Source organism: Kitasatospora sp. NPDC023176 (assembly GCF_055560495.1).
The window spans coordinates 1-23,215 of the sequence record NZ_JBVHIP010000032.1 but is presented as its reverse complement, the minus strand read 5'-3'; the positions used below and the strand labels follow the sequence as shown (position 1 = coordinate 23,215).

The following is a 23,215-nucleotide window of genomic DNA, read 5'->3' as shown; positions in this document are numbered from 1 at the left end:
GAGCAGGGCCGGGGCCCGGACAGGCCGGGCCCCGGCCCTGTGCCAGGGGGGTCAGACGGTGGGTCAGGCGGAGGGGCGGCGGTCGACGACCGTGCGCAGTTTGCCGCTGGTGGGGGTGCGTTCGAAGGCGGCGGTGGGGGCCGTCTCGACCGTGCAGGTGAGCAGGCCTTCGGCGACGGCGGTGCCCAGTTCGGGGACGGCGGTCAGGAAGGCCTCCCGGGCGGCGGTGGCGGCCGCGGCGTCCGGGACGTAGCGCTCGTCGAGGCGGACGGTGACCAGTTCCCGGCCGTCGCCCGCGTCCAGGAGCAGCTGTAGTTCGCCGCGGTAGCCGAGGTCCTCGGCCGCCACCGCGATGAGGCGGCGGACGTTGAGGAAGTAGGTGCCGACCCGGACGACATCGCCGTAACGGCCGAGGAGTTCGATCCGCGGGGTGTGGCTGCCGCAGGGGCAGACGCCCTCGACGGCGCGGCCGAGGTCGCCGATCTGGTACCGCTCCAGGCGCTGCCCGGCCCGGGTGCGGGTGGTGAAGACCAGGCGGCCGGGTTCTTCGGGGAGTGCCGGGCGGTCGGCCTCGCGGTCCAGGACCTCCAGGGTGTGCAGGTCGGTCAGGACGTGGTGGACCGAGCCCTCGCTGTGGGTGCACTGGTAGCCGAGCGGCCCCAGGTCGGTGCTGCCGTACGCCGCCGAGCGGATCAGCTGGACGCCGAACTCCTCGGTGAGCACCCGGCGTTGCTCCGCCGTGAAGTGCTCGCCGCCGTAGAACACCTTGCGGATGCCGCCGTACCCGCGCAGCACTTCGCCCTGGTCGTGGAAGAGCTGCCAGAGGTAGGAGGGCATGCCGAGGACGGTGTCCGCGCGGTGCGTCACCAGCGCCTCGGCGGTGGCGGCGTGGTCGGGGCCGGCCGCGAGGGGGAGCTGGGTGGCGTTGAGGCGCTCCAGGATGGAGAAGAAGCTGATGAAGCTCCCGTACATGCCGCCGCAGTAGAACAGGTTGGCGGCGCGGTCCCGCGCCGGGTCGAAGCCGGCGGCGAGCAGGCCGTCGGCGGCGGCCCGCATCTGGGTGTCGTAGTCGGCGTTGGTGAACACCGACAGGGCCGGGGCGCCGGTGCTGCCGCCGCTGCGGAAGTACAGGTGGGCGTGGTCCGGTGCCAGGGTGCGCAGCTGTTCCTGAACGCCGGCCTTGTCCAGCAGCGGGCCGACGGGCGCGGCCGGGACGGCGGCGGGGGCGGCCAGGTCGTCCAGGCAGGCGGTGGTGGCGAAGGCCTCGCCGGCCGCCCGGACGCTGACCCGGCGGCTGTAGCGCTGGAGGGCGTAGACGCCGTCGTGGGGCTCGCCGTGGTAGCTGTCGAGCATCCCGCCGACGGGGGTGACCCGCAGCGCGCCGGCGGCGAGGACCGCCCGGGAGAGCCGGGCGACGTCGGCGCGGCTGCCGCCGATCGCGGCGGTCTGCAGGTAGCGGCGCATCGGGCGCAGCACCGTTATGACGTCGGCGCGGGGCAGCGGCTTGACCCAGACGCTGCGGTTGAGCGGAGAGGCGGCCAGGGCGGGGCGGGTGTCGGCGAGGACGCGCCAGGAGCCGTCCTCGGCGGCGACCACCCGGGTCAGGCCCAGGTGTTCCTCGAGCCGGGCGATCAGTTCGGTGGTGGTGATCTCGGCGTGCTCGGCCGGTTCGAGTTCGGGCCGGGGCTGCGCGGCGGAGGCGGTGGCGAGGTGGGCGGCGAACCGTTCGGCGAAGGCGAAGACCTCGCCGTCGTCCTCGGTGTCGAGGTAGACGACCTGGGGGCTGGAGCAGGCCTGCTGCTCGAAGCGGCAGACGTCGGCGGCGAGCGCGTCCAGGGTCGAGCCGTCGGACCAGGCATCGCGGGTGAGGTAGGCGAAGGAGATCCGGTGGCCCCACTCGACCAGTCGGCAGCCGGCCGGGACGAGGTCGGCGATCGCGCGGACGGCGTCCTCGCCGCCCCAGACCGAGACGGCGTCGGCGGCCTCGCAGAGCAGCCGCAGCCACTCGGTGCGGGCGGAGGGGAAGCGCAGTACGACGATCCGGCGGGCGAGCGCGCCGGTCGGGTCGGCGGCGGCCAGCTCGGCGAGCAGGTGCTGGGCGAGCGGGGTGTCGCCGCTGCTGGTCTTGAGGACGTTGAGGTTCCCGGTGAGCAGGCCCTCGACGACGGTGAGCGGCGCGACGGCGGCGGCGTTGCCTGGCGCGATGTGGACCAGCAGGCCGACCGGCGCCCAGGCCTCGAAGACGGTTTCGCGGGCATCGGGCCGGGTGAGCCGTTCGGGGCGCAGCCCGCCGAGCTCGCGCCGGAGCTTGCGCTCCAGGGCCGGGCGGGTGATCGCCCCGGCGATCTCGTCGAGGGTCGCGGCCGCCTCGTCCGGGTCGGTGCCGCCGTCGGTCAGTACGGCGAGCAGCCGGGTGCGGACGGGGTGGGCCGCGGTGCCGGCGGCGTCGGCGGGGGTGGCGCAGAGGTCGTCCGCGAGGTCGTCGGCGGGGGCGGCGGAGAGCGCGTCGGCGAGCTGCTGGCAGGCGTTCAGCACCAGCTCGGTGGCCAGGGGTTCGGCGAGGACCCGGGCGGCGAGCTCCGGGAGCCCGGCGAGCCGGTCGGCGGCCTCCTGGTCGTCGATGAACGAGCCCTGCCAGAAGTGGGCTCCGGTGCTTGCGGACTCGGGGTTCACGACAGTCCCTTCAGGAGTTCGGCGGCGGCCGCCGCGCAGTTGCGGTTGCGGCTGACCCCGGCGCGGCCGTGCACGGTGAACCAGGGCGTGGGCAGGGGGCAGGGGCACTCCTGCGCGGGGTGCAGCGAGGCGAGGTCGCCCATGACGACGCTCTGCGCCGGCACCGAGGTGATGTACGGCGAGACCAGGTGGAGGAAGCCGCGCGCGCCGTACGGCAGCGGCTCCAGGGTGCGGGTGTCGCGCACGGCGGCCCGCGACCAGACCGGGACGTGCAGCCGGTGGTGCCCGCACTCGACGTACGGCACGCAGTGCTCGACGGAGCCGAAGGTGTCGCGGATCCGGTCCGAGGGGATGCCCAGCTGCTCCGTGACCTCGGCGTAGAACCGGTCCTTGCCGATCTGCCGGTCGGTGTGGCCCTTCCAGCCGCCGCCGAGCAGCACCAGGGAGCCGGCCGGCAGTTGGAGCGGGGGCAGCCCGAGGGCCCGCATCCGCTCCAGGGTGAAGTGCAGGAACGCGGGGAAGCCGAGGATGCGCACCGGCAGCCCGTCCTCGGCGTACCGCTGGAGCGCCGCGATGCAGCCGTGGACGTCGAACTCGTGGCCGACGCCGGTGTGCCGCAGCGCGTGGGTGGTGTGGTTCGCCGGCGCGAAGTCGCAGAGGTAGTTGTCGGTGAACGAGGTGCCGAGCTTCAACCGCGGGGCGGGCTCGTAGCTGTACAGCAGGTAGTTGACGGGCTGGTCGGGGGTGATCCAGCCGTAGTGGTCGAAGATCCGGGCCACCATCCGCTGCGCGGAGCGGATCGTCCAGGTGTCGAAGAACATCTGCGACTTCTGGCCGGTGGTGCCGGAGGAGGTGAGGTGGAGGAACACCTCCTCCCGGGGGATGGAGAGCACCTCGTGCCGCTTGAAGAAGTTGGCGTGCACCAGGGGTGTGCGGACGCCCTCGCCGACGGTCGGCGCCGCCGTCTCCGCCGGGCCGTCCAGCAGCGAGCGCAGGAACGGGGAGCGCCGGGCGTGCCAGGCGTTGGTCTCCGCCATCGCGGCGGCGAACAGTGCGTCGGCCTCGGGGCCGGCCGCGTACGGGGTGGTCAGGTCACAGAGTCGCTGCACGTGCGGGAGCGCGGCGGGGTCGGGGACGCCGACCGGCGCGAGGTGCGGGTTCACGGGACGCGCGTCCTCGGGATCGGTGGTCGCAGGGTCGGTGGTCGCAGGGTCGGTGTTCACGGGATCTGTGGTCACGGGGCAACCTCGGGGAGGGGTAGGTAGGTCGAGGTCCAGGCGGTCAGGTAGGCCCGCAGGTACGGCTGGAGCGGGCCGCTGACGGCCGTGGTCCGGAAGTCGATCTGCCGGCTGGTCCGGGACAGCACCACGTAGTCGTGGAAGCGGTCGCCGGCCCGGCGCATCGCGGGGTAGACGGCGCTGGGGATGAACCCGGCGGCCAGGAAGGCACTCAGCCCGGCGGTGTCGGCCAGCGGCAGCAGCGTCTCGACGTAGTCCGCGCCGGCCCGGGTGACGGCCGCCATCAGCGGCTCCAGCGCGCCGGTGACGGCGGCCGGGGACGGGTGGACGGCGACCAGCGAGCAGCTCGCCGCGACCGGGTCCAGGTCGGCGTAGGCCTCGAAGGAGCCGTCCGGCGGGGTGAGGACGGCGTTCGGGACGTGCAGCGGGAAGAACCGCTCGGCCGGGTCGGGGAAGAGCTCGAGGAACCGGCGGCGGACGAAGCCGGGCGCGGTGATCAGCTCCATCGGCGCGGTCACCGGCGCGGTCACGGGGGCGGGTGCCGCCCCGGCTGCCGGAGCTGCCACCGGGGTGGGCCCCTCCGCCGGGCCCGACCGGCCGTACCCGATGCCGGTGCTGCGCCGGGCCGCCTTCAGCAGCGGCAGCACGGCGGCCGGTACCTCGCCGACGCCCTCCCGCCGGGCGAGCACGCCGTCGGCGTGTCGGGCGAACAGCGCGAGGCTCTCGCACCCGGCCACCTCGACGGCGTTCGGCAGCAGGCCGAGGGCCTGGAAGCCGTTGCGGGTGAAGACCTGCTGCGGGCCGGGGGTGACCACCCGGACGGTCGCGTAGATCGAGTCCAGGGCGCCGTTCGCGAAGGCGTCCGCGCACACCTGGGCGGTCAGCCGTCCGGCCAGCCCGCCGCCCCGCTCCTCCGGGTGGACCGCCAGGCCCACCAGTTTGCCGATCCGGCTGCCCGGGTCGGTCTGCACCGCCACCGACCCGGCCAGCCGGCCGGCGCCCTGGTGGCGGGCGGTCAGCCAGTGGGTGTGCGGGTCGGCGATCAGGCGGCGCATCTCCTCGGGGTCGCTGCCGAGCGCGACCGGGTAGCCGTGGCCGTAGACGTCGAAGTAGAGCTGGCGCAGCTGCGCGACGTCCTGCGGGGCGGCGGGAGCGATCGTCACCGTGGTCGTGGTCGTGGTCGTGGTCGGGGTCGTCACCGTCGTCGTCATCGCACGTCCCCGATCGGTTGCGCGTCCGCCGGCGCGGGCGCGCTCGCCGGCTCAGGGGCCTGCGGCTCGCGCCGGCCGGTCCACCAGAGCGCGGCGGCGACCGGCAGCACGCCGACGGCCTGGACCAGGCACAGCGTCCGCGCCGGGAGGTGGTCGCCGAGCAGGCCGAAGAGCAGTGAGGACACTGGGAAGGTCGCCCCCAGCAGGGCCTGCATCACCGCGAAGAAGCCGGGCCGGTCCTCGGCCGGCACCATCCGCTGGAACAGCGCCACGAACCGGACGCCGATCACGCCCACGCACCAGCCGGCCACCGCCATCGACCCGAGCGCCGGGGCGGTGCCGGCGGCCAGCCCGGGCAGCCCGAGCGAGGCGGCCATCAGGACCAGACAGCCCGCGCCGATCGCGGTGGGCGCGCCCGGGAGGCGGCCGGCGGTGAAGGAGCCCACGAGCGTGCCGGCGCCGAGCGCCGCCTCCAGCGCGGCGACGGTCGAGCCGTCGGCGTGCAGCACCGTCCGGGTGTACAGCGGCATCACCACGAACACCGCGGTGGTGAACAGGTTGGCCGCGGTGAAGCAGAGCAACACCCGCCGGATGAAAGGAAGTTCGGCCAGGATCCGGCGCAGCGGCCGGGTCGGGGCGGGGGTGTCGGCGGTGGGGGTGTCGGTGGCGGAGGTGTCGGTGGCGGGGATGGCCGGGGCGCCGCCGTCCGCCGGCTGCGCGTCCCCGGTCGGCGTGCCGGAGCCCGGGAACCGGGTTGCGCCGATCAGCGCGGCTGCCAGCAGGTAGGCGCCGGCGCACCCGGCGACGACACCGGCCGGGCCCGCGAGGTCGACCGTCAGCGGGCCGAGCAGCCCGCCGGCGAGTCCGGCCAGCGACTGGGTGCTGAGCTCGAACCCGGTCGCGGTCTCGATGTCGGCGTCCTCGACCAGCTCGGGGACGGACGTGGTCAGGCAGGGGTCGAAGACCGCCTGGCAGCCCGCCAGCACCAGTGCGGCGCCGTACGCGACGACCAGCGGCGGCGTCCCGGCGTACGTCCAGCCGGCCGTGCCGAGGGCGACCAGACCGGCGACGGCGGCCGAGACGCCCAGCACCGTCCGGTGCGGGCGGCGGGCGATCAGCCCGGCCACCAGCGGCGCCAGTGCCACCGCGGGCAGGGTGCTGACGGCGAGGAAGGCACCGGAGGCGAGGCCCCGGTCGGCCCCGGCGGCCCGGCTCACCAGCCACCACACCGTGCCGACCTGGAACATCCGCCCGGCGGCCTGGGTGAGCACCTGCGCGGCCCACACGGCGCAGAACCGCCGGTTGCGCAGGACGAGCGGCCGGCGGCGCGCGGCCGGGGCGATTCCGGGGGCTGTCTCCGCAGCCGTTTTCGCGGCCGTCGGCGCGGCCGTCTCCGCAACCGTCTCCGCGGCCGTCTGTGCGGCCGTCCCCACCGCCGTCACGAGTGCGGCCGTTCGTCGAGGACCCGGATCAGCTTGCCGGTCCGCGGGTTGACGGCGAGCTCCTGCCGCCGCACCCACGCGACGGACAGCGGGTTCACGTACCCGGCGGCGACGGCCTCCGGGTACAGCGGCCGCGCCGCGTGGATCCCGGCCTCGACGGCGGCGGCCAGCTCGGGCAGCCCGGCGGGCTCCCCGTCGCAGGCCAGGCGCAGCACCAGCCCGTCCCGGCCGTCCCAGCGGCGCACCACGAGCTGCGCCCCGGTGACCCGGCCGGCCGGGTCGGCGGCCCGGACGAGGTCGAGCACGTCCTCGGTGTACAGCGACACCGGCCCGACCCGGACGCCCTCCTGGGCCCGGCCCAGGACGCGGAACCGTCCGGTGGAGACGTCGGTCCACTCGGCGCGGTCCCCGACGGGGTAACGCAGGACGGGCATCAGCCGGCGCCGCAGGTCGGTCACCACGACCCGGCCGGGCACGCCGTCGACGGTGATCGGCTCGTCGGTGTGGTCGTCGAGGATCTCCACGACGGTCTCCGGGGTGAACGCCCGGTGCTCCCGGGTGTCCGGGCCGGGGACGGGCCGGCCGAGCAGTCCGGCGTCGACGGCGGCGTAGCCGATCGAGGAGATCCGGGCGTGCGGGAAGGCCTTGGTGAGCAGCGGCTGCTGGTCCTGGTAGAGGCCCTCGCCGCCGAACAGCAGCAGCTCCACGTGCGGGAGTTCACGTCCGGAGGCGACCAGGTGGTCGGCGAGCGCGCACAGGGTGGTCGGCGTGCCGGCCACCACCTCGGCCGCGAACTGCTCCAGGGTGCGCGCGGTCGACTCCAGTGGCGCCGCGCCGCCGATCGGCAGCCGGACGTTGGCGACGGGGGAGCGGTGCAGCGAGTCGAGGACGAAGGTGTAACTGGCGTACAGGTCGCCCGCGTAGAAGAGGTCGGCGACCCGGTGTCCGGGGCGCAGTCCGGCGTCGACCAGTCCGGCGCCGAAGGAGGTGGTGAACTCCCGCCACTCCTCCCGGGTGTAGCAGGAGAACTTCGGCGAGCCGGTGGTGCCGCCGCTCTTGAAGACCACCGCCTCCTCCAGCGGCCCGGTCAGCACCCGGTTGTCGCGGGGCGTGTTCGCCTGCCAGAACGCGGCCTGCGGGACGACGGGTAGGTCGGTCAACTCCACCGAGCGGTCGGGCAGACCGGCGTACAGCTCCGCGTAGAACGGTGAACTGCGGCGTACGAAGCGGATGAGTTCGGATATCGGTTGGGCGGGCATCAATTCCTGCTCGGGGCATGCGAGGACCGGGCGTGAGGTCGCGTGTCGTGGCGACCCCGCCCGATCGGTCGAGGGTGAGGGGTGATCCGGGAACGCGGAAATCGAATTCCGCCGCTGGCCCCGCCGGGGCTCCGGACCATAGATCAACTTATGGGAAGTAAAGAGTTCTTTGCTGTTTGTCCGTCAGAAAGCAAGGCTAACACCAGGATGCACCTTCGGAATCCAGCCTGTAGGCCCATTGGGTCCCCTGGGCTAGGGCGAAGGGCGGAATTCGGCCGCGCGGTTTTTAGTTGAAGGAAAGACATTTCACGTGCGCCCGTCTGATTGCGGATCAGATGCCCGGAATCGCCACCCGCCGTCCGGGGGGTGTGCCCTCCGCCGAATGGCGGAGGGTTCGGCCACAATGCGCCAGGCCGCCGCCACGGACCGGGGATTCCGGTCGTGACGGCGGCCTGGTGGTCTCTCGGACGGGCCGGGCGCGCGCCTCGCGCGCTCAGCCGAGCGGCTTGTCCAGCACCGCCTTGAGGTGGCTGAACGTGTCGATGGAGTAGGCGCCGTGGTAGCGGCCCATGCCGCTCTCGCCGACGCCGCCGAACGGCAGCTCGGGGACGGCCAGGTGCGACACGGGCAGCCCGAAGACGAGCGCACCGGACGAGGTCTCCTCGGCGAGGCGCTGCTTGGTGCGCTCGGACTCGGTGAACGCGTACAGCGCGAGCGGCTTGTCGCGCTCGTTGACGAAGTCGATCGCCGCGTCCAGGTCGGGCACGGTGACGATCGGCAGGATCGGCCCGAAGATCTCCTCCTGCATCACCGGCGCCGTCGGCGGAACGTCGGCGAGCACGGTGGGCGCGAGGTAGCGGCCGGCGCGGTCGTGGTCGCCGCCGGTGACGGTCCGCCCCTCGCCGAGCAGGGCGGTGAGCCGGTCGAAGTGGCGCTCGTTGACGATCCGCCCGTACTCGGGGTCGTCGGCCGGGTCCTCGCCGTGGGCCGCGCGGACGGCGGCGGCCAGTTCGGCCGCCAGCGGGGCCGCGGTGTCGCCGACGGCCAGCACGTAGTCGGGGGCGACGCAGGTCTGCCCGGCGTTGAGGAACTTGCCCCGGACGATCCGCTGCGCGGTCACCGCGAGGTCGACGCCGGGCTCGACCACGACCGGGCTCTTGCCGCCGAGTTCGAGGGTGACGGGGGTGAGGTGCTTGGCGGCGGCCGCCATCACGATCCGCCCGACCGCGCCGTTGCCGGTGTAGAAGACGTGGTCGAAGCGCTGCTCCAGCAGTGCGGTGGTCTCCGGGACGGCTCCCTCGACCACGGCGACGGCGTGCCGGTCGAGGTAGCGGGGCAGCAGGCGGGCGAGGGCCGCCGAGGTCGCCGGGGCCAGCTCGCTGGGCTTGACCACGGCGGTGTTGCCGGCCGCCAGGGCGCCCACCAGCGGGGCGAGGGCCAGCTGCAGGGGGTAGTTCCAGGGGGCGATGACCAGCACCACGCCGAGCGGGTCGCGGACCACCCGGGCCTGGGCCGGGAGGAAGGCGTCGGGGACGGCGGCGGCCGCCGGGCGCAGCCACTCCTCCAGGTGCCGCATCGTGTGGTCGAGCTCGTTGAGGGTGAAGGCCACCTCGGTGCGGTAGGCCTCGGCGGGGCCCTTGCCGAGGTCGGCGGCGAGTGCGGCGAGGAACGCGTCCGACTGCTCGGTGAGCAGCGCGCGCAGGGCCCGCAGCTGGCCGAGGCGCCAGTCGAGCGGCTTGGTGCGACCGGACCGGAAGGTCGCCCGCAGCCGCTTCACGACGGTGGCGGCGTCGGTGGCGAGGGCCTCGACCAGCTGGTGGGCCAGCGCGGCGGAGGAGGCCGGGTTCTGCCCGGTGTACAGGTTGCGGTCGACGACGGTGTGCGGGGCGAAGGGGGCGGCTTCGGCGAAGTCGGCGCCCAGCTCGACCAGGCGGTCCTGGAGCAGCCACGGGGCGCCGTCGGCCAGGCCGGCCGCGCTCTCCTCGGCGTTGGTGAAGGCGGTCATCCGGTAGCCGGCGAACGGCCAGCTGCCGTCCTCGCGCCGCGCGGCCAGCAGGGCGGCGGGCGCGTGGCAGACCACGCCCAGCGGCCGGCCCGCGTCGAGGGTGCGGGTGAGGATCCGGCCGGACGCCTCGTCGACCGCGAGGTCCTCCATCGGGCCGTGGCCGCCGGGGTAGAAGACCAGGTCGTAGGCGTCGGGGTCGACCTCCTCCAGCACGGCGGGGCCGTCGAGCGAGGCCCGGAGGGAGTCCAGGTACGCGGCGACGGCCTCGGCCCGTTCCTGGCTCCCGTTGGCCGCGGCGGTCAGGCTGGCGCGGTCGACGGTGGCCGGGACGCCGCCGGGCGTGGCGATGGTGATCTCGTAGCCGGCCTCACGGAAGACGCGGTGCGGCTCGGCGAGTTCCTCGGCCCAGTAGCCGGTCGGGTGGGTGGTGCCGTCGGCGAGGGTCCAGTGGGTGGCGCCGGTGACGACGAAGAGGGCGGCGGTCATGGTGCTGCTCCAGGATGAGTTGAGGGCATCGATGGTTGAAGTCCTCAAGTAGTACGGTCGACGGTAGGCCCGATGGTTGAGGATGTCAACCAATGGTGCCTACACTCGACCCATGACCAGCACCGACCCGCCCGCCGTGCCCACCTCCGTCGAGCTGATGGACCAGCTCGCCCGGGCCGCAGCCGGGTACTACCGGAGCTTCTCCACCGTGGCGGCCGCCCGCGGCCTCACCCTGATGCAGGGCAAGATGCTGAGCCTGCTCCGGCGCCCGATGCCCATGCGGACTCTCGCCGACCTGCTCGCCTGCGACGCCTCCAACGTCACCGGCATCGTCGACCGCCTGGAGGCCCAGGGCCTGGTCCGCCGCGAGGTCGACCCCGCCGACCGGCGGATCAAGCGGGTGACCCTGACCGGGGACGGCGAGCGCACCGTCCACGAGATCCGCGCCGAACTGCTGACCACCCTCAGTGGCCTCGACGAGCTCCCCGACCGCGACCGCCGCACCCTCCACCGCCTCCTCGGCCACCTCTACCCGGCCGGCCCCGACGCCGCCGACGACTGATCCGAGTACCGGCGCGGCGGGTCAGGTGCTCCGGATGGCGTCCAGGATCTGGCGGGCCCAGTCGGTGGGGCGGGTGTGGCCGAGCAGGGTGGAGAGGCGGGTCATCCGGGTGCGGCGTTCGGCCGGGGGCAGGTCGAGGGCGCGAGCGAGCACGGTGGTGAGGTCCTCGGGGGAGCGGGGGTCGGTGAGCAGGGCGGCCTCGCCGAGTTCGGCCGCGGCGCCGGCGTGGCGGGACAGGACGAGGACGCCCGGGTCGCAGGCGCAGGAGGCGTCGGCGGCATCGCCGGGGAGCGCGGCGCGGGCGGCGACGAACTCCTTGGCGGTGAGGTTCATGCCGTCCTGGAGGGAGGTGACCCAGAGGACCTCCGCGGCGAGGTACTGGTCGACCACCTCGGCGCTGGACAGGCGCTGCGGCAGGTAGTCGACCGGCTGCCAACCACCGCAGCGCCAGCGCGCGTTGGTCTCCTCGACGCGTCGTTCGAGCTCCCGGCGGGTGGTCTCGTACGCGGTGATGCCGGGTTCGGGCGGCGGGCAGACGAGGCGGAAGACGAGCCGGCCGTGCAGGTCGGGGCGGCGGGCGAGCAGGAGGTTGACGGCGTCGACCTTCTGGACCGGGGCCTTGGCGTAGTCGAGGCGCTCGACGGAGAGCACCACGCGCCGGCCGCCCGGCCGGCGGTGCGGAGCGCACAGCCGGGCGAGCCCCTCGACGGCCCGCCGGTCGATGCCGAGCGGGTGGACGCCGGTGCGCGGCACGCGGGGGAGGCCCGCCAGGGTCCGGCGGAAGCGCTCGGCGAAGGCCTCGGTGTGGAATCCGGCCCAGTCCAGGCGGGCGAGCGAGGAGCGCAGTTCGGCGGCCACGGGGAGGGCGGCGAAGGTCTCCGGGTCGGGGAACGGGGTGTGGTGGAACAGCCCGGTCCTGAGGTCGGGCCGGGTGCGGCGGAGCAGGCCGGGGACGAGCCAGAGGTTGTAGTCGTGCAGCCAGACGGTCGCTCCGGGAGCGGCCTGGGCGCTGATCCGCCGGGCGAAGCTTGCGTTGACGGCGCGGTAGTCGGCCCAGGCGCGCTCGTCGAAGACGGCCCGGTCCGGTTCGGACATCAGGACCGGCCAGAGCGTCTCCTTGCAGGCGCGGTGGAAGTAGCCGCTCCAGGTGGCCGGGTCGACGGGTACGGCGGCCATCGGCGGGGCGGAGACGGGGGGCGGGAGCGGGGCGTGCCGGTCGCGGCCGGTGCGGGCGGTGACCCAGACGCCGGGCAGGTCGTCGGCGAAGGCGCTGGTCAGGGTGGGCAGGATGCCGTTGGGGCTGCTGGGCGGCTGCCAGCTCTCGCCGTTCCAGTGCAGGGGAGGGCGGTGGTAGGCGACCACGAGCGAGTGCGAGCCGACGGGCGTGGGTGCGGCGGAGGCCTCCCCGGAGGTCCAGCCGAGCGTGCGCAGCGCCGCGTGGATGCCGGCGGCACCGGGCCGGTCGGGGCGCTGCACGAGGGGGCGGCCGGCGAGGGCGGTGAGCAGAGCCGGTTCGGCCCCGGCGACGACTACCGCGTGGGTGCCGACGCGGAACAGCGAGAGGTCGTTGAGGGAGTCCCCGGCGACCAGGATCTGCTCGGGCTGCCAGCCCAGTTTGGTGGCCAGGGCCCGTAGCGCGTTGCCCTTGGAGGCTCCGGGCGGCAGGACGTCGAAGTAGCGGTCCGCCGAGTACTCCCAGGCGCAGCCGAGGGCGCCGACGGCCGCGGTGAGCTCCGGGGTGAGCCCGTCCGGCGGGAGGTGGTAGGAGCACCGCCCGTCCTGGCGGACACCGTGCTGGTACACGAGCCCGGGGAACCCGCGCAGCGCGGTGCGGATCCGGTCCGGGCCCGGCCAGCCGGCCCGCAGCTGCTCCTGGACGGGGTCGACGGGGGTGAGGTCGGTGCCGTCGAGGACGGTGGCGCCGACATCGGCGATGATCCACCGGGGGCGGGGGACGAGCGGGTCGCGGAGCACCTCGCGGATCGAGGCGATTCCGCGTCCGGTGGCGAAGACGGTGGTCACCTCGGGGTGGCGGGCCAGCGCGTCCCGTAATCGGCTCCGGTCCTCCCGGGTGCCGCCGAGCAGGGTGCCGTCCAGATCGGTGACCAGAATCCTCGACATCCGACGGACGCTAACACGGTCACCGCGGTCGGTGAAGTGTTCATGTCGGCCTGCCAGGAGCGCAGTTCGGCCGATCGGTGACCTCGCGCGGACCGGTCGGGGCGGAGAGCGAGAAGGCGCTCCAGGTCCCCGGCGTGCTGCCTGCGGCGCGGCCCGGCGCCCGGTGGCGGGATCGGTCGATCCCCCCGCCGGACGCCGGACGCCGGACGCCGGACGCCGGACGCCGGACGCCGGGCGGCGCCGGCGCCGGTCAGCTCAGGGTGCGGACGGCGGCGGCGTCGTACGGGCGCAGCTCGGCGACGCGGTCGGCGAGGACCTTGGCGGCCCACTCCGGGTCCTGGAGCAGGGCGCGGCCGACGGCGACCAGGTCGAACTCGTCGCGCTCCAGGCGGTCGAGCAGGTTGTCGATGCCGGCGGTGTCGGAGCCCTGCCCGGCGAAGGCGGCGGTGACGTCGCCGGCCAGGCCGACCGAGCCGACGGTGATGGTGGGCCGGCCGGTGAGCTTCTTGGTCCAGCCCGCCAGGTTGAGGTCGGAACCGTCGAACTCGGGCACCCAGTAGCGGCGGGTCGAGGCGTGGAAGGCGTCGACCCCGGCCTCGGCGAGCGGGGTGAGGATCGCCTCCAGCTCCTGCGGGGTCTCGGCGAGGCGGGCCTCGTAGTTCTCCGCCTTCCACTGCGAGTAGCGGAAGATCACCGGGAACTCGGGGGAGACGGCGGCGCGGACGGCGGCGACCAGCTCGGCGGTGAACTTCGTCCGGGCGACCGGGTCGCCGCCGTAGGCGTCGGTGCGGCGGTTGGTGCGGGCCCAGAGGAACTGGTCGAGCAGGTAGCCGTGGGCGCCGTGCAGCTCGACGCCGTCGAAGCCGATCCGCTCGGCGGCCGCGGCGGCCTCGGCGAAGGCGCCGATGACGGCATCCAGGTCGGCCGGGGTCATCGCCCGGCCGGCGCCCTCGGTGCCGTCGAGCCGGATGCCGGAGGGGCCGATGGCCGGGGCGTCGGCGATCGGCGGGTCGCCCTGCTTGCGGACCATGCCGATGTGCCACAGCTGCGGGACGATGGTGCCGCCCGCCGCGTGGACGGACTCGGCGACCTCGGCCCACCCGGCGAGCTGCTCCTCGCCGTGGAAGCGCGGGATGGAGTCGCTCTGGCCGGCGGACTCGTGGCCGACGTACGTTCCCTCGGTGACGATCAGGCCGACGCCCGCGGCGGCGCGGCGGGCGTAGTACGCGCGCACGTCCTTGCCGGGCACGCCGCCCGGGGAGAACTGGCGCGTCATCGGCGCCATGACGATGCGGTTGGGGACGGTCAGCCCGTTGATGGTGGTGGGCCGGGAGAGGAGTGCGGCCGCGCGGGAGGCGACGGGCTCGGTGACGGTCATGGGTTCCTCGCGGGTAGCGGTGGTGCGCCGGGACTTCCTGATCGCCGGTGCCAACCACCGCGAGGGCTCGCGCATTTCGTCCTCCGCCCGGAACCCGCCGTGATCCACGCCACTCCACGCCACTCCACGCCACTTCGTACTGCTTCGTGCTGCTTCGCGTGGTCGGGCGGACGGGTGAGCGAGTCGGGTCGGGTGCGTCAGGCGGACGGGCGCGGGTGGCCGACCAGGAACTCGGCCAGGGTGCGGACGCCGAAGCCGCTGGCGCCGGCGACCCATTCGGCCTCCGTCCCGTCGGAGAGGGCGGTGCCCTGGATGTCGAGGTGGGCCCAGGGGACGCCGGGCGGCACGAACGCGCGGAGGAAGTGGCCGGCGAGCAGTGCGGTGCCGTGCCGTGTGCCGAGGGTGTAGTTGACCAGGTCGGCGACCCGGGAGCGGAGCTGGGGCCGGTACGCCTCGGGGAGCGGCAGCGGCCAGAGCGGCTCGCCGGCCCGGGCGCCGGCCGCGCGCAGGCGCTCCACCAGGGCGTCGTCGGTGCCCATCAGTGCGGCGACCTTGCGGCCCAGGGCGATCGCGGCGGCGTCGGTGAGGGTGGCGATGTCGACGATCGCCTGCGGTTCGGTCTCGCCGGCCAGGACCAGCGCGTCGGCCATGATCAGCCGTCCCTCGGCGTCCGCGTGGCAGATCTCGACGGTGGTGCCGTTGCGCATCACCAGGACGTCGCCGACCCGGATCGGGTCGGCGTTGGGCATGTTCTCGGTGAGCGGCAGCCAGGCGTCCACCGCGACGGGGCAGTTCAGCGCGTCCAGTACGGACATCGCCCCGAGGACGGCGGCCGCTCCGGCCATGTCGGCCTTCATCCCGGCCAGGTGCGCGTTGGGCTTGAGGGAGAGGCCGCCGGCGTCGAAGGTGACGCCCTTGCCGACCAGCGCGATCCGTGCGGGCCCCGCCGTCCCCGCCGTCCCCGCCGTCCCTTCGGCCCGTTCCGTCCAGCCGGGCGGCCGGTAGCCCAGCTTGACCAGCCTGGGCGGCAGCAGGGAGCCCCGGCTGACCCCGAGCAGTCCGCCCAGCCGCTCCTCGGCGATCCGCGGGCCCTCCCAGACCTCGCACGACAGCCCGGTCGCCGCGGCGACCTCGGCCGCGGCTGCGGCGAACGCGGGCGGGGTGAGGGCCTCACCCGGTTCGTTGACCAGGTCCCTGGCCAGGAGGACGGCTTCGCCCAGCCGACGGCCCTCGAACAGGCCGCGGGTGGCGTCCGGAGTCTCGGGAGTGAGCACCTCGACGAGCTGGTCGGCCGGCGCGGCCGCACCGCTGCGGTACCGGGTGAACCGGTAGCCGCCGAGCAGGTAGCCCTCGACCAGCGGCCGCAGGTCCGGGCCCGGCGGGTGGACGGCCAGCCGCCGGTAGGCGCAGACGGCCCGGGCCAGCCCGGCGGCCGCCGCCCGGACGGCGCCCCGGTCCGGGCTCCGGTCCGCTTCCCGGTCCGCCGCACGGTCCGGCCGGGCCCGCGGCCCGACGCCGAGCAGCACGGTCACCGGAGTGCCGGGCAGCTGCAGCACCTCGCCCACCTGGCCGCTGAACCCGGTACCGGCGAGGAACGCGGCGGGCAGCTCGGCGGGCAGCTCGCCGACCCGCACCGGCCGTACGACGGCCTCGACCTCGGGGCCGGGCTCGGGGCGCAGCACCCAGGTGACGCTCACGCGCGCTCCCGCCGGGCGGCGCGCCGGGCCGCTCCCCACGCCTCCAGGTCGGCGAGGTACCTGCGGGCCAGCTCGGCCGTGCCGCCGGCCGTGCCGACGGCGGCCCACCCGCGTGCCGCGGAGATCGCGTACGGATCCAGCCGGAGGGCCTGGAGGTAGCAGTCCTCGGCCAGGACCGGCTGGCCGGCCCGCCGGAAGCACTCGGCCGCAGAGGCGTAGCCGAGCGCGGTGGAGACCGGCCCGAGCCGGGCGGTCCGCAGGAAGCTGTCGGCCGCCTCCCGGGGGAGGCCGCGCCGCAGCAGGCCCTCCGCCACCTCGATGTGGGTCTTGGGCTCGTACGGGTCCAGGGCCAGCGCCTCCGCGACCAGGACGTCGCCGCGGTCGTCCTCGCCGAACGCGTAGCACTCCTTGGAGCGGCTCTCCACGCAGGCCCGCAGGTTCTCCCGCTTGAGGAACTCCTGGTATGCGCCCTCGGCGGGCACCGACCGGGCCAGCTCCTCGGCGCGGTCCATGTCGCGGGACAGCCACGCGCGGTCCCGGGCCAGGAACGGCACGAAGCTGACGCTGCGGTAGAACCGGCTCTCCAGCATCGACTTCTCGAACGCGGAGCGGTCCGGCTCCGCCAGCAGCTCCGCGAGCGCGGCGGCACCGATCTCCCGCCAGCGCGCGGCCTCCTCCAGCGACCGCGTCTCGCGGGCGTGGAACACCACCGCCACCACGGCGATGACGAACCGCAGGTGGGTCGGGCAGGCCGGGTGTTCCGCGACGGCGAAGGAGGTGTCCGGCGTGGCCACCCTGCCGGTGCCGATCGAGGCGACGTAGCGCACCAGGTCGCGCCAGTGGTGCAGGCGCAGCTCGGCCGGGGTCCGGAGCCGTTCGACCGGCACGGCCGGGATCAGCTCCAGGACCAGCTTGGTGAATCCGAGCCGGTACAGCACCAGGGCGATCTGCTGCTGCCGCTCGGGCCCGCAGTCGGCGAAGTCGTCCAGCCACGCGCAGAGCCGGTTCCAGCGCGGGGTGCGCAGGTGCTCGGGCAGTTCGGCCGGGTGGTCGACGGCGAACTCGGTCAGCCCGGACTCGCGGATCAGGTTGCGCCGGAACGCCGGCGGCATGAGGCGCTGCCAGTTGACCTCGGCCCGCTCGCTCCCGCGCTCGGCGGACTCGGCGAACTCGTAGGCCAGGCTGGGCAGTCGGGCATACAGGCCGGGGGACTCGGACTCGCCCAGGTCGAAGTACGAGGCGTACATCCGGTAGTGCCAGTTGTTGGCGTACGGCCGCTCCCGGTCGAGGGTGGCGGCGCGTTCGGTCAGTTCGGCGAGCGGCTGGTCGCCGTCGTCCCGGCAGGCGGCCAGCAGGGCGTCCCGGGTGGCGCCGGCGCGCGGTGCGGCGCGGAAGGCCCGTTCGACGAGCACCCGGGCGAACTCGGTGTGCCCGAGTTCGCGGGCGCGGTCGGCGGCCCGCAGCAGTGCGAAGCCGGTGCCGAACGGGCCGAGCCGGGCGGCGTGCAGGTAGCCGGCCAGCGCCTGCTCGTGCTCGCCGGCGCGCTCGTGGGCCTGGGCCGCCTGCATCCGGATCTTCACGTCCCACGGGTCGAGGGCCAGGCCCTCCTCGACGGCGGCGCGTTCGGCCTCGGTGTCGCCCTTCCGCACCGCGATCTCCAGGTGCCGGTCGAGCAGCCGTCGGCGGGTCTCCAGCAGGACCAGCTCGTCGTCCCGGTCGGGTGCGGTCAGCTCGGCGACGCCCGCTCGGACGTCGGCCAGCAGCGCCCGGGCGCTGCCGAAGTCCCGCCGCCGCTCGGCGTACATCACCTCGCGCAGCGCCAGCCGGGCGGTCAGCACGGTGTGGGTGAAGGGCGTGAGCTCGCCCGCGACCGCCTTGAGCAGGTCCCGGGCGCGGCCGAGGAGGAGCGGCGCGGCGGAGTCGTCCCCGGCGTGCCGGGCGAGGAGGTAGCCCCAGGCGGCCACCGCCTGGACGTGGGCGACCGTGGGCGCGGGGTGGTCGGCCAGCACCCGGTAGGCCGCGGTGGTCCGCTCCGAGAGGCCCTCGGAGCCGAACAGGGCTGCCGCGCGGGCGGTCTGCAGGCCCGCCGTCACCTGGTCCCGGCAGGCCGCCGGGTCGAGGTCCGCCGGGACGACCTCCAGCACCGCCGTGGGGAGGCAGACCGCGACCAGCCAGTGCGCGAGCCCGGACCGCTCCAGCTGGTCCAGCTCGGCGTGCCGCCGGTACGCCTCGGTCATCCGCCGCCAGGCGGGGGAGGCCAGCTCATCGGGCAGGTCGGTCGGGAGCACCGCCCGGTAGGCGGTCAGCCGGGACTCCTGCACCAGCAGCCGGCGGTAGCTCGCGGGCATCGTCATGCCGAACCGCAGCGAGCCCGGAACGGGGTTCTCGAAACGCCGGGCGGCCAGGACCGCGGACCGCGCCTGGATGGCCGTGGCCGGTGATTCGGCACCGTCGAAGTACGGGCGGTGCACCTCGAAGGTGAGCCAACTCGGCGCGTTGACCCCGACGATTCCGTGACTGAATTCCCACCGGTTCACGCGGTAATTCCTTTACTGATCGGGAGTCGGGCGCCGGGCGATCGGCGACATGCCCCGCGACGTAATCCGGGCGGACCGGAATTCCGTCACGGGGCATGCGCGGAGCGCCGGAATCAGACGCCGGCGTCGTCGACCAGACAGGTCCAGCAGTCCGCCGCACCAGTGCTGATCTCGACCTCGTCCTCCAGGGACTCCCAGGTCTCGTAAGCCATATCGCAACCCCTCTCTTTTCACGGGCCGGCCCGGATATCCGGTCCGGCGAAGTGGTTGAGCGATATTCTTCGGGAACCGGAACAGCGCCGTCAAGGCTTCTGCACGGCAAGCTCCGAGAGGATCTCCGCGACTTCTCCGTCGGTCGTCCAGAAATGCGGGGAAACCCGGACCAGGCCGTCCGGAACGGAAACGTGTATTCCGGCCGACGCCAATCTCCGGACGATCTCCACGCCTTCTGTGCGGCGGCCGGTGAAACTCACCACGCCCGAGTGCCCGGTGCCGTCCGGGGGGAGCACCAGGTGGTAGCCGAGCTCGGCGATCCCGCTGCGCAGCCGGTCGGCCAGGGCGCGCACCCGCTCGGCGACCGCAGTGGTCCCGGCCTCCTCCAGCTCGGCCAGCGCGGCGGCCAGCCCGGCCATGCCGACCAGGTCGTACATCCCGCCCTCGACCCGGGCGGCGGCGGCCCGCTCGGGCAGGTCGTACCGCAGGTGCCCCGGCCCCTTGGACACCTCCGCGGCGCCCTCGTGGCCGAACCAGCCGGTAGGCGTGGTGCGCAGCAGTTCCAGCCGGTCGGCCCGGCAGTAGAACACCCCGGTGCCCGGTGGCCCGCACAGCCACTTGTGCGCGCCCGCGGCCAGGAAGTCCACCGGGGTGTCGGCCACCGACAACGGCAGCGCGCCGAAGCTCTGCACGGCGTCCACGCAGACCAGCGCCCCGACCTCGGCGGCCAGCGCGCAGATCCGGTCGAGGTCGCAGCGGAAGCCGGTGGCGAAGTTGACGTGGCTCACCGCGACGAGCCGGGTGGCCGGCCCGATGGCCGCCGCCACGTCCTCGATCCGGTAGCCGCCGTCCCGCATCGGCACCCAGACCGGCTCGACCCCGAAGCGGCGCAGCCGCAGCCACGGCCGGACATTGGCCGGAAAGTCCCGGTCGAACAGCACCACCTGGTCGCCCGGGTGCCAGTCCAGCCCGTCGGCCACCAAGTGGATGCCGGCGGAGGTGTTGGGGACGAAGGCGACCTCCTCGGGCGTGCAGCCGAGCAGCCGGGCGACGGACCGCCGGGCGGCGGCCCGCGCGCCGAACAGCGGGCCGACCCTGGCGCTGCCGTGCGGGAGCACCTCGTCCACGGCGGTGCGCATCGCGGCGACGGCGGCGGGGCGCAGCCGGCCGAGCCCGGCGTAGTCGAGGTAGGCCCGGTCGGTGGCCGTGCCGACCGGCCTGCCGGGCCCGCTCACGGGATGCCCGCTCGCAGGACGCCCGCTCCCAGGACGCCCGCTCACGAGACCGCCTCGACCGAGCGGGCGGCCCGGGTCGCGGTGACCGCCGTCCAGCCGGCCACCAGCAGCGGCACGCCGTGCAGCAGCAGCACCCACTGCGCCACCCAGGAGGGCTGCAGGACCAGGCTGGTGACGAGCAGGCCGGACATGAAGCCCGCGTTGACGGTGATCTGGGACAGTCCGAACGCCCTTCCCCGCCGCCCGTCGGGCAGTTGCTGGAGCGACTGCTTGTAGGTGATCTCGCTCAGCGCGTCGCCCAGACCGGCCCCGGCCGCCGCCAGCAGGCGTGGCCACCAGCCGTCCAGCCAGAAGACGCCGATGAAGCCCACCGACATCACCATGGTGGCCACGCAGTAGACCGGCGCCGGCGCGCGTTCGACGATGCGCTTGGCCAGCGGCCGCAGCACGAAGCTGGCCAGCAGCAGGCCGGCCGCCCAACTGCCCCACACCGCACCGGAGACCACGGCGGGCTCACTCGGGTTCAGTTCGGTGCCCAGCAGCGGCAGCCCCACGTGCTGGGAGGCGCTGCCGAAGGCGTCCAGCCCGCGCAGCACGACCAGCCCGGCCAGTCCGGCGGCCACCAGCAGGGGCCAGGCTCCGGAGCGCTCCCGGCTCCCGGCGGCCGGGCCGTCCGGCTCCCGCATCCGCAGCCGCAGCGCGAGCAGCACCACCGCGGAGAGCGCGTAGCTGGACGCGTCCAGCCCGAACACCCAGCGGTACCCGGCGACGGGGACCAGGACGGCGGCGAGGCCCATGCCGACCATGAAGGCCACGCCCTTGAGCCCGGCCAGCGCGCTGTTCACCGACGGGGTGCGCGGCCCGGCCAGCACGGGAGTGGCGGCGGACAGCGTGGCCTCGAAGACCGACCGCCCGGTGCCGATCACCATCACCGCCGGGTAGAGCCACCAGTTCTGCACGCCCGTCGGCAGGGCCGCCAGCAGGGCCAGCATCAGCGCCCGGGCGAGGTCGGCGCCGATCATCACCCGCCGGCGGTCCCAGCGGTCCCCGTAACGGTGCCCGAGCCGCCCGCCCGCGATCGCGCCCGCGTACAGCGCCACGCTGACCAGCCCGGTGTGCAGGGCCGAGCGGCTGTGCTCCCAGACGAAGACGGACAGGCAGATGAAGTCGAGCGCGTAGCCGACGTCCGAGATCGTCTTGGCGGTCAGCAGGACCGCCAGCTGACGGCGACTCGCCGAGGCCGCCTGCCGTGCCACTTCGGTCCCGGCCACCCCGGCGCCCATGAGGTCTCAGCTCCCCTGTCGTGTGGAGGCGGTTGTGTGAGGGCTGACATGATTCCCTCACCAACCCCCCACTTACAAGAGCTCGTTCGATGAGAACGTCGGCCTCTTGCGGCGGACCGCGCCGTCGGTGTCGTCGTGGTGCACGAACCGGCCTCCCGGGAGACGATGCCCCCGTGGACACCGAGACGCTCGTACGGACCCGTCGCTCCCTGCACGCGGTGGCCGAGCTGGTGCTCGCCGGGCCGCAGTACCGGGCGAGCGGGACGATCCGGTTGCGCGCCTGCCCGGGAGGCTTCGGGACGGTGGCCGAACCGTGGCTGCGGGTGGTGGGCGCGGAGCTGGTGGGGCGCGGGCGGGCGATCCCGCTCGTACGCACCAGCTGCGGCGCGCTCGGCGCGGCCCTCGGGCTGGATGCGGGTGCGCCCGCCGGGCTGTACGGGGACGGGCCGGGGATCGACGCCCGGCATCCGATCGAGGTGGACCCGGAGGCGGCCCGCCGGCTGGCGCACTGCTTCGCGCTCGGCGATGCGGCGCTGGTCGGGCTGTTCCCGGGGGAGCGGCCGGTGATCTGGCCCGAGCACTTCGACCTCGGGGTCTCCCTCAGCGCGGTGAACTACGGCGTCTCGCCCGGGGACGCGTTCCTCGCGGAGCCGTACGCGTACGTGGGGCCGCACGCCGACGGCCCGCGGCAGGGGGAGTTCTGGAACGCGCCGTTCGGCGCGGCCCGCCCGCTGCGCGAACTCGGCGGCGCGGGCGGCCTGATGGACTTCCTGGCCCGGGGCCGCCGGATGACGGGCGACGACGCCTGACCGGCGACGACCGACGGGCGACGCCTGCCGGGGCACGGCCGTCAGGCGTCCCCGGGCGGAGCGGTCAGCTGTGGTGCCAGGTCACCGAGAAGTCGGCGCCGTCGGTGATCCCTGAGGTGGTGGCCTTGGTGACCTTGCTCGTGGCCATGTCGACGACCGAAGGGTTCGAGGCGCCGAGCTCCTTCCCGTTGACCGAGGCGTTGGTGAAGCCGACCGTGCCGAAATCGGCCAGCGGAAGGACGCCGAAGACGGTGGAGGGAGCCTCGGCGATCACCTCGGCGGAGGCCAGGGCGGCGTCCTTCAAGGACTTGGCGATGCTCCGGCTCCAGCCCGCGGTGGTGTTGCGGAGCGTGAGGGTGAAGGAACCGCTGCCGTTGGTGGTCACGCTCGCGACGAAGTGGTCACCGGCGTTCACGGGGTTCCGGAAGTTGACCGGGTAGGCCGGGTACATCTCGTACCAGGACGAGTAGGACGGGGTGCCGCCCGAGCAGTCGGCCTCGGTGCCGATCTGCTCGACCGTCTTGCTGCCGTCGCCGTCGAGGCCCACCCAGAAGGCGGCGTAGGTGTCGGTGGCGGTGCAGGTGACGGCCGGCTGGTCCCACTCCGCGCTGACGCTGGTGAACGTGCCACCGGTGGCCGCGTAGCCGGACCAGTTGCTGCTGGTGCCGTACGTCAGCGAGCTGTCGTGGTGGTGCTCGGCGATCGGGGCCAGGAAGGTGCCCTGGGCGGGGAGGGCCGGCGAGGCGCTGCCGAGCAGCGCCAGCAGAGAGGTGGCGGCGACGAAGGCGCGCCGAAGGGCTTTGGACATGGCTGGTCCCTGGGGTGTCTGGGAGGAGTTGACCAAGCGTCGACAAAGCTAGCGGCCGAGACCCCGGGCGACGGGCCAGCAAGAGACGGCGATCCCCGGAATCCCCTGGTCGGCCCAGCGAAGCCCACCGGGGCCTGCCCGCCGGCAGGCCCCCTCCAGGGCGCTAGATGAATGAGTCCGATGTCTGGGCTGGCCGCGACCATGACGAAGGGTGCCCGTTGGTTGGTTTGTGAAGACGAACCTGGACACCCTTCTGAC

General features: G+C 74.5%; 15 protein-coding genes. 2 read left to right on the top strand and 13 right to left on the bottom strand.

Annotated features, from left to right (window positions below; genetic code table 11):
- Window positions 1-63 precede the first annotated feature (63 nt).
- From ACZ3YL_RS32690 to ACZ3YL_RS32665, 6 genes are all read right to left on the bottom strand, one after another.
- The gene (locus ACZ3YL_RS32690) at window positions 64-2,673 is read right to left on the bottom strand and encodes an acyl-CoA reductase (protein WP_465660897.1); all 2,610 of its coding nucleotides are present in this window, start codon (window positions 2,671-2,673) and stop codon (window positions 64-66) included.
- The gene (locus tag ACZ3YL_RS32685; RefSeq protein ID WP_188306243.1) at window positions 2,670-3,836 is read right to left on the bottom strand and encodes a LuxE/PaaK family acyltransferase; all 1,167 of its coding nucleotides are present in this window, start codon (window positions 3,834-3,836) and stop codon (window positions 2,670-2,672) included. The genes ACZ3YL_RS32690 and ACZ3YL_RS32685 overlap by 4 nt, the downstream gene beginning before the upstream one ends.
- A 71-nt stretch (window positions 3,837-3,907) precedes the next feature.
- Window positions 3,908-5,122: a GNAT family N-acetyltransferase gene (locus ACZ3YL_RS32680; RefSeq protein WP_465660895.1), complete on the bottom strand. Its 1,215-nt coding sequence runs from the start codon at window positions 5,120-5,122 to the stop codon at window positions 3,908-3,910.
- Window positions 5,119-6,408, bottom strand: a complete 1,290-nt coding sequence (locus ACZ3YL_RS32675; RefSeq protein ID WP_465660893.1) for an MFS transporter — start codon at window positions 6,406-6,408, stop codon at window positions 5,119-5,121. The genes ACZ3YL_RS32680 and ACZ3YL_RS32675 overlap by 4 nt, the downstream gene beginning before the upstream one ends.
- Window positions 6,409-6,560: 152 nt before the next feature.
- Window positions 6,561-7,823, bottom strand: a complete 1,263-nt coding sequence (locus ACZ3YL_RS32670; RefSeq protein ID WP_188306217.1) for a phenylacetate--CoA ligase family protein — start codon at window positions 7,821-7,823, stop codon at window positions 6,561-6,563.
- 493 nt (window positions 7,824-8,316) lie between these two features.
- Window positions 8,317-10,314: an aldehyde dehydrogenase family protein gene (locus ACZ3YL_RS32665; protein WP_465660891.1), complete on the bottom strand. Its 1,998-nt coding sequence runs from the start codon at window positions 10,312-10,314 to the stop codon at window positions 8,317-8,319.
- Between the two features lie 112 nt (window positions 10,315-10,426).
- On the opposite strand from ACZ3YL_RS32665, the gene ACZ3YL_RS32660 reads away from it, so the two are divergent.
- Entirely contained in the window at window positions 10,427-10,876 is a 450-nt protein-coding gene (locus ACZ3YL_RS32660; RefSeq protein WP_465660889.1) for a MarR family winged helix-turn-helix transcriptional regulator, read from the top strand.
- A gap of 21 nt (window positions 10,877-10,897) precedes the next feature.
- Here the strand turns inward: ACZ3YL_RS32660 and ACZ3YL_RS32655 are convergent, their stop codons facing one another.
- From ACZ3YL_RS32655 to ACZ3YL_RS32630, 6 genes are all read right to left on the bottom strand, one after another.
- The gene (locus tag ACZ3YL_RS32655) at window positions 10,898-12,997 is read right to left on the bottom strand and encodes an HAD-IIB family hydrolase (protein ID WP_465660887.1); all 2,100 of its coding nucleotides are present in this window, start codon (window positions 12,995-12,997) and stop codon (window positions 10,898-10,900) included.
- A gap of 250 nt (window positions 12,998-13,247) precedes the next feature.
- The gene (locus tag ACZ3YL_RS32650) at window positions 13,248-14,375 is read right to left on the bottom strand and encodes an NADH:flavin oxidoreductase (protein WP_465660885.1); all 1,128 of its coding nucleotides are present in this window, start codon (window positions 14,373-14,375) and stop codon (window positions 13,248-13,250) included.
- Window positions 14,376-14,572: 197 nt separating this feature from the next.
- Window positions 14,573-16,072 (bottom strand): leucyl aminopeptidase family protein, encoded by a 1,500-nt coding sequence (locus ACZ3YL_RS32645; protein WP_465660883.1) that lies wholly within the window; start codon window positions 16,070-16,072, stop codon window positions 14,573-14,575.
- Window positions 16,069-18,609 (bottom strand): tetratricopeptide repeat protein, encoded by a 2,541-nt coding sequence (locus ACZ3YL_RS32640; RefSeq protein WP_465660881.1) that lies wholly within the window; start codon window positions 18,607-18,609, stop codon window positions 16,069-16,071. Before ACZ3YL_RS32640 ends, ACZ3YL_RS32645 begins: the two co-directional genes overlap by 4 nt.
- A 302-nt stretch (window positions 18,610-18,911) precedes the next feature.
- Window positions 18,912-20,057, bottom strand: coding sequence for an aminotransferase class V-fold PLP-dependent enzyme (locus ACZ3YL_RS32635; RefSeq protein ID WP_465660879.1), 1,146 nt, complete (start codon window positions 20,055-20,057; stop codon window positions 18,912-18,914).
- 41 nt (window positions 20,058-20,098) lie between these two features.
- A complete protein-coding gene (locus ACZ3YL_RS32630) occupies window positions 20,099-21,340 on the bottom strand; it encodes an MFS transporter (protein WP_465660877.1) in 1,242 nt (413 codons plus the stop codon).
- Window positions 21,341-21,513: 173 nt separating this feature from the next.
- On the opposite strand from ACZ3YL_RS32630, the gene ACZ3YL_RS32625 reads away from it, so the two are divergent.
- On the top strand, window positions 21,514-22,149 hold the full coding sequence (locus ACZ3YL_RS32625; protein ID WP_188306208.1) for a hypothetical protein: 636 nt from the start codon (window positions 21,514-21,516) through the stop codon (window positions 22,147-22,149).
- A 64-nt stretch (window positions 22,150-22,213) separates the two neighbouring features.
- On the opposite strand, the gene ACZ3YL_RS32620 is transcribed toward ACZ3YL_RS32625, so the two are convergent.
- Window positions 22,214-22,957 carry a G1 family glutamic endopeptidase gene (locus ACZ3YL_RS32620; RefSeq protein WP_465660875.1) on the bottom strand — a complete coding sequence of 248 codons (744 nt, stop codon included), beginning with the start codon at window positions 22,955-22,957 and terminating at the stop codon, window positions 22,214-22,216.
- Window positions 22,958-23,215 lie beyond the last annotated feature (258 nt).

Excerpts from the sequence above, each read along its gene's own strand:
- ACZ3YL_RS32680 (WP_465660895.1), bottom strand. The coding sequence starts at position 5,122 with ATGACGACGACGGTGACGACCCCGACCACGACCACGACCACGACCACG.
- ACZ3YL_RS32670 (WP_188306217.1), bottom strand. The coding sequence starts at position 7,823 with ATGCCCGCCCAACCGATATCCGAACTCATCCGCTTCGTACGCCGCAGT.
- ACZ3YL_RS32665 (WP_465660891.1), bottom strand. The coding sequence starts at position 10,314 with ATGACCGCCGCCCTCTTCGTCGTCACCGGCGCCACCCACTGGACCCTC.
- ACZ3YL_RS32660 (WP_465660889.1), top strand. The coding sequence starts at position 10,427 with ATGACCAGCACCGACCCGCCCGCCGTGCCCACCTCCGTCGAGCTGATG.
- ACZ3YL_RS32655 (WP_465660887.1), bottom strand. The coding sequence starts at position 12,997 with ATGTCGAGGATTCTGGTCACCGATCTGGACGGCACCCTGCTCGGCGGC.
- ACZ3YL_RS32650 (WP_465660885.1), bottom strand. The coding sequence starts at position 14,375 with ATGACCGTCACCGAGCCCGTCGCCTCCCGCGCGGCCGCACTCCTCTCC.
- ACZ3YL_RS32630 (WP_465660877.1), bottom strand. The coding sequence starts at position 21,340 with ATGGGCGCCGGGGTGGCCGGGACCGAAGTGGCACGGCAGGCGGCCTCG.
- ACZ3YL_RS32620 (WP_465660875.1), bottom strand. The coding sequence starts at position 22,957 with ATGTCCAAAGCCCTTCGGCGCGCCTTCGTCGCCGCCACCTCTCTGCTG.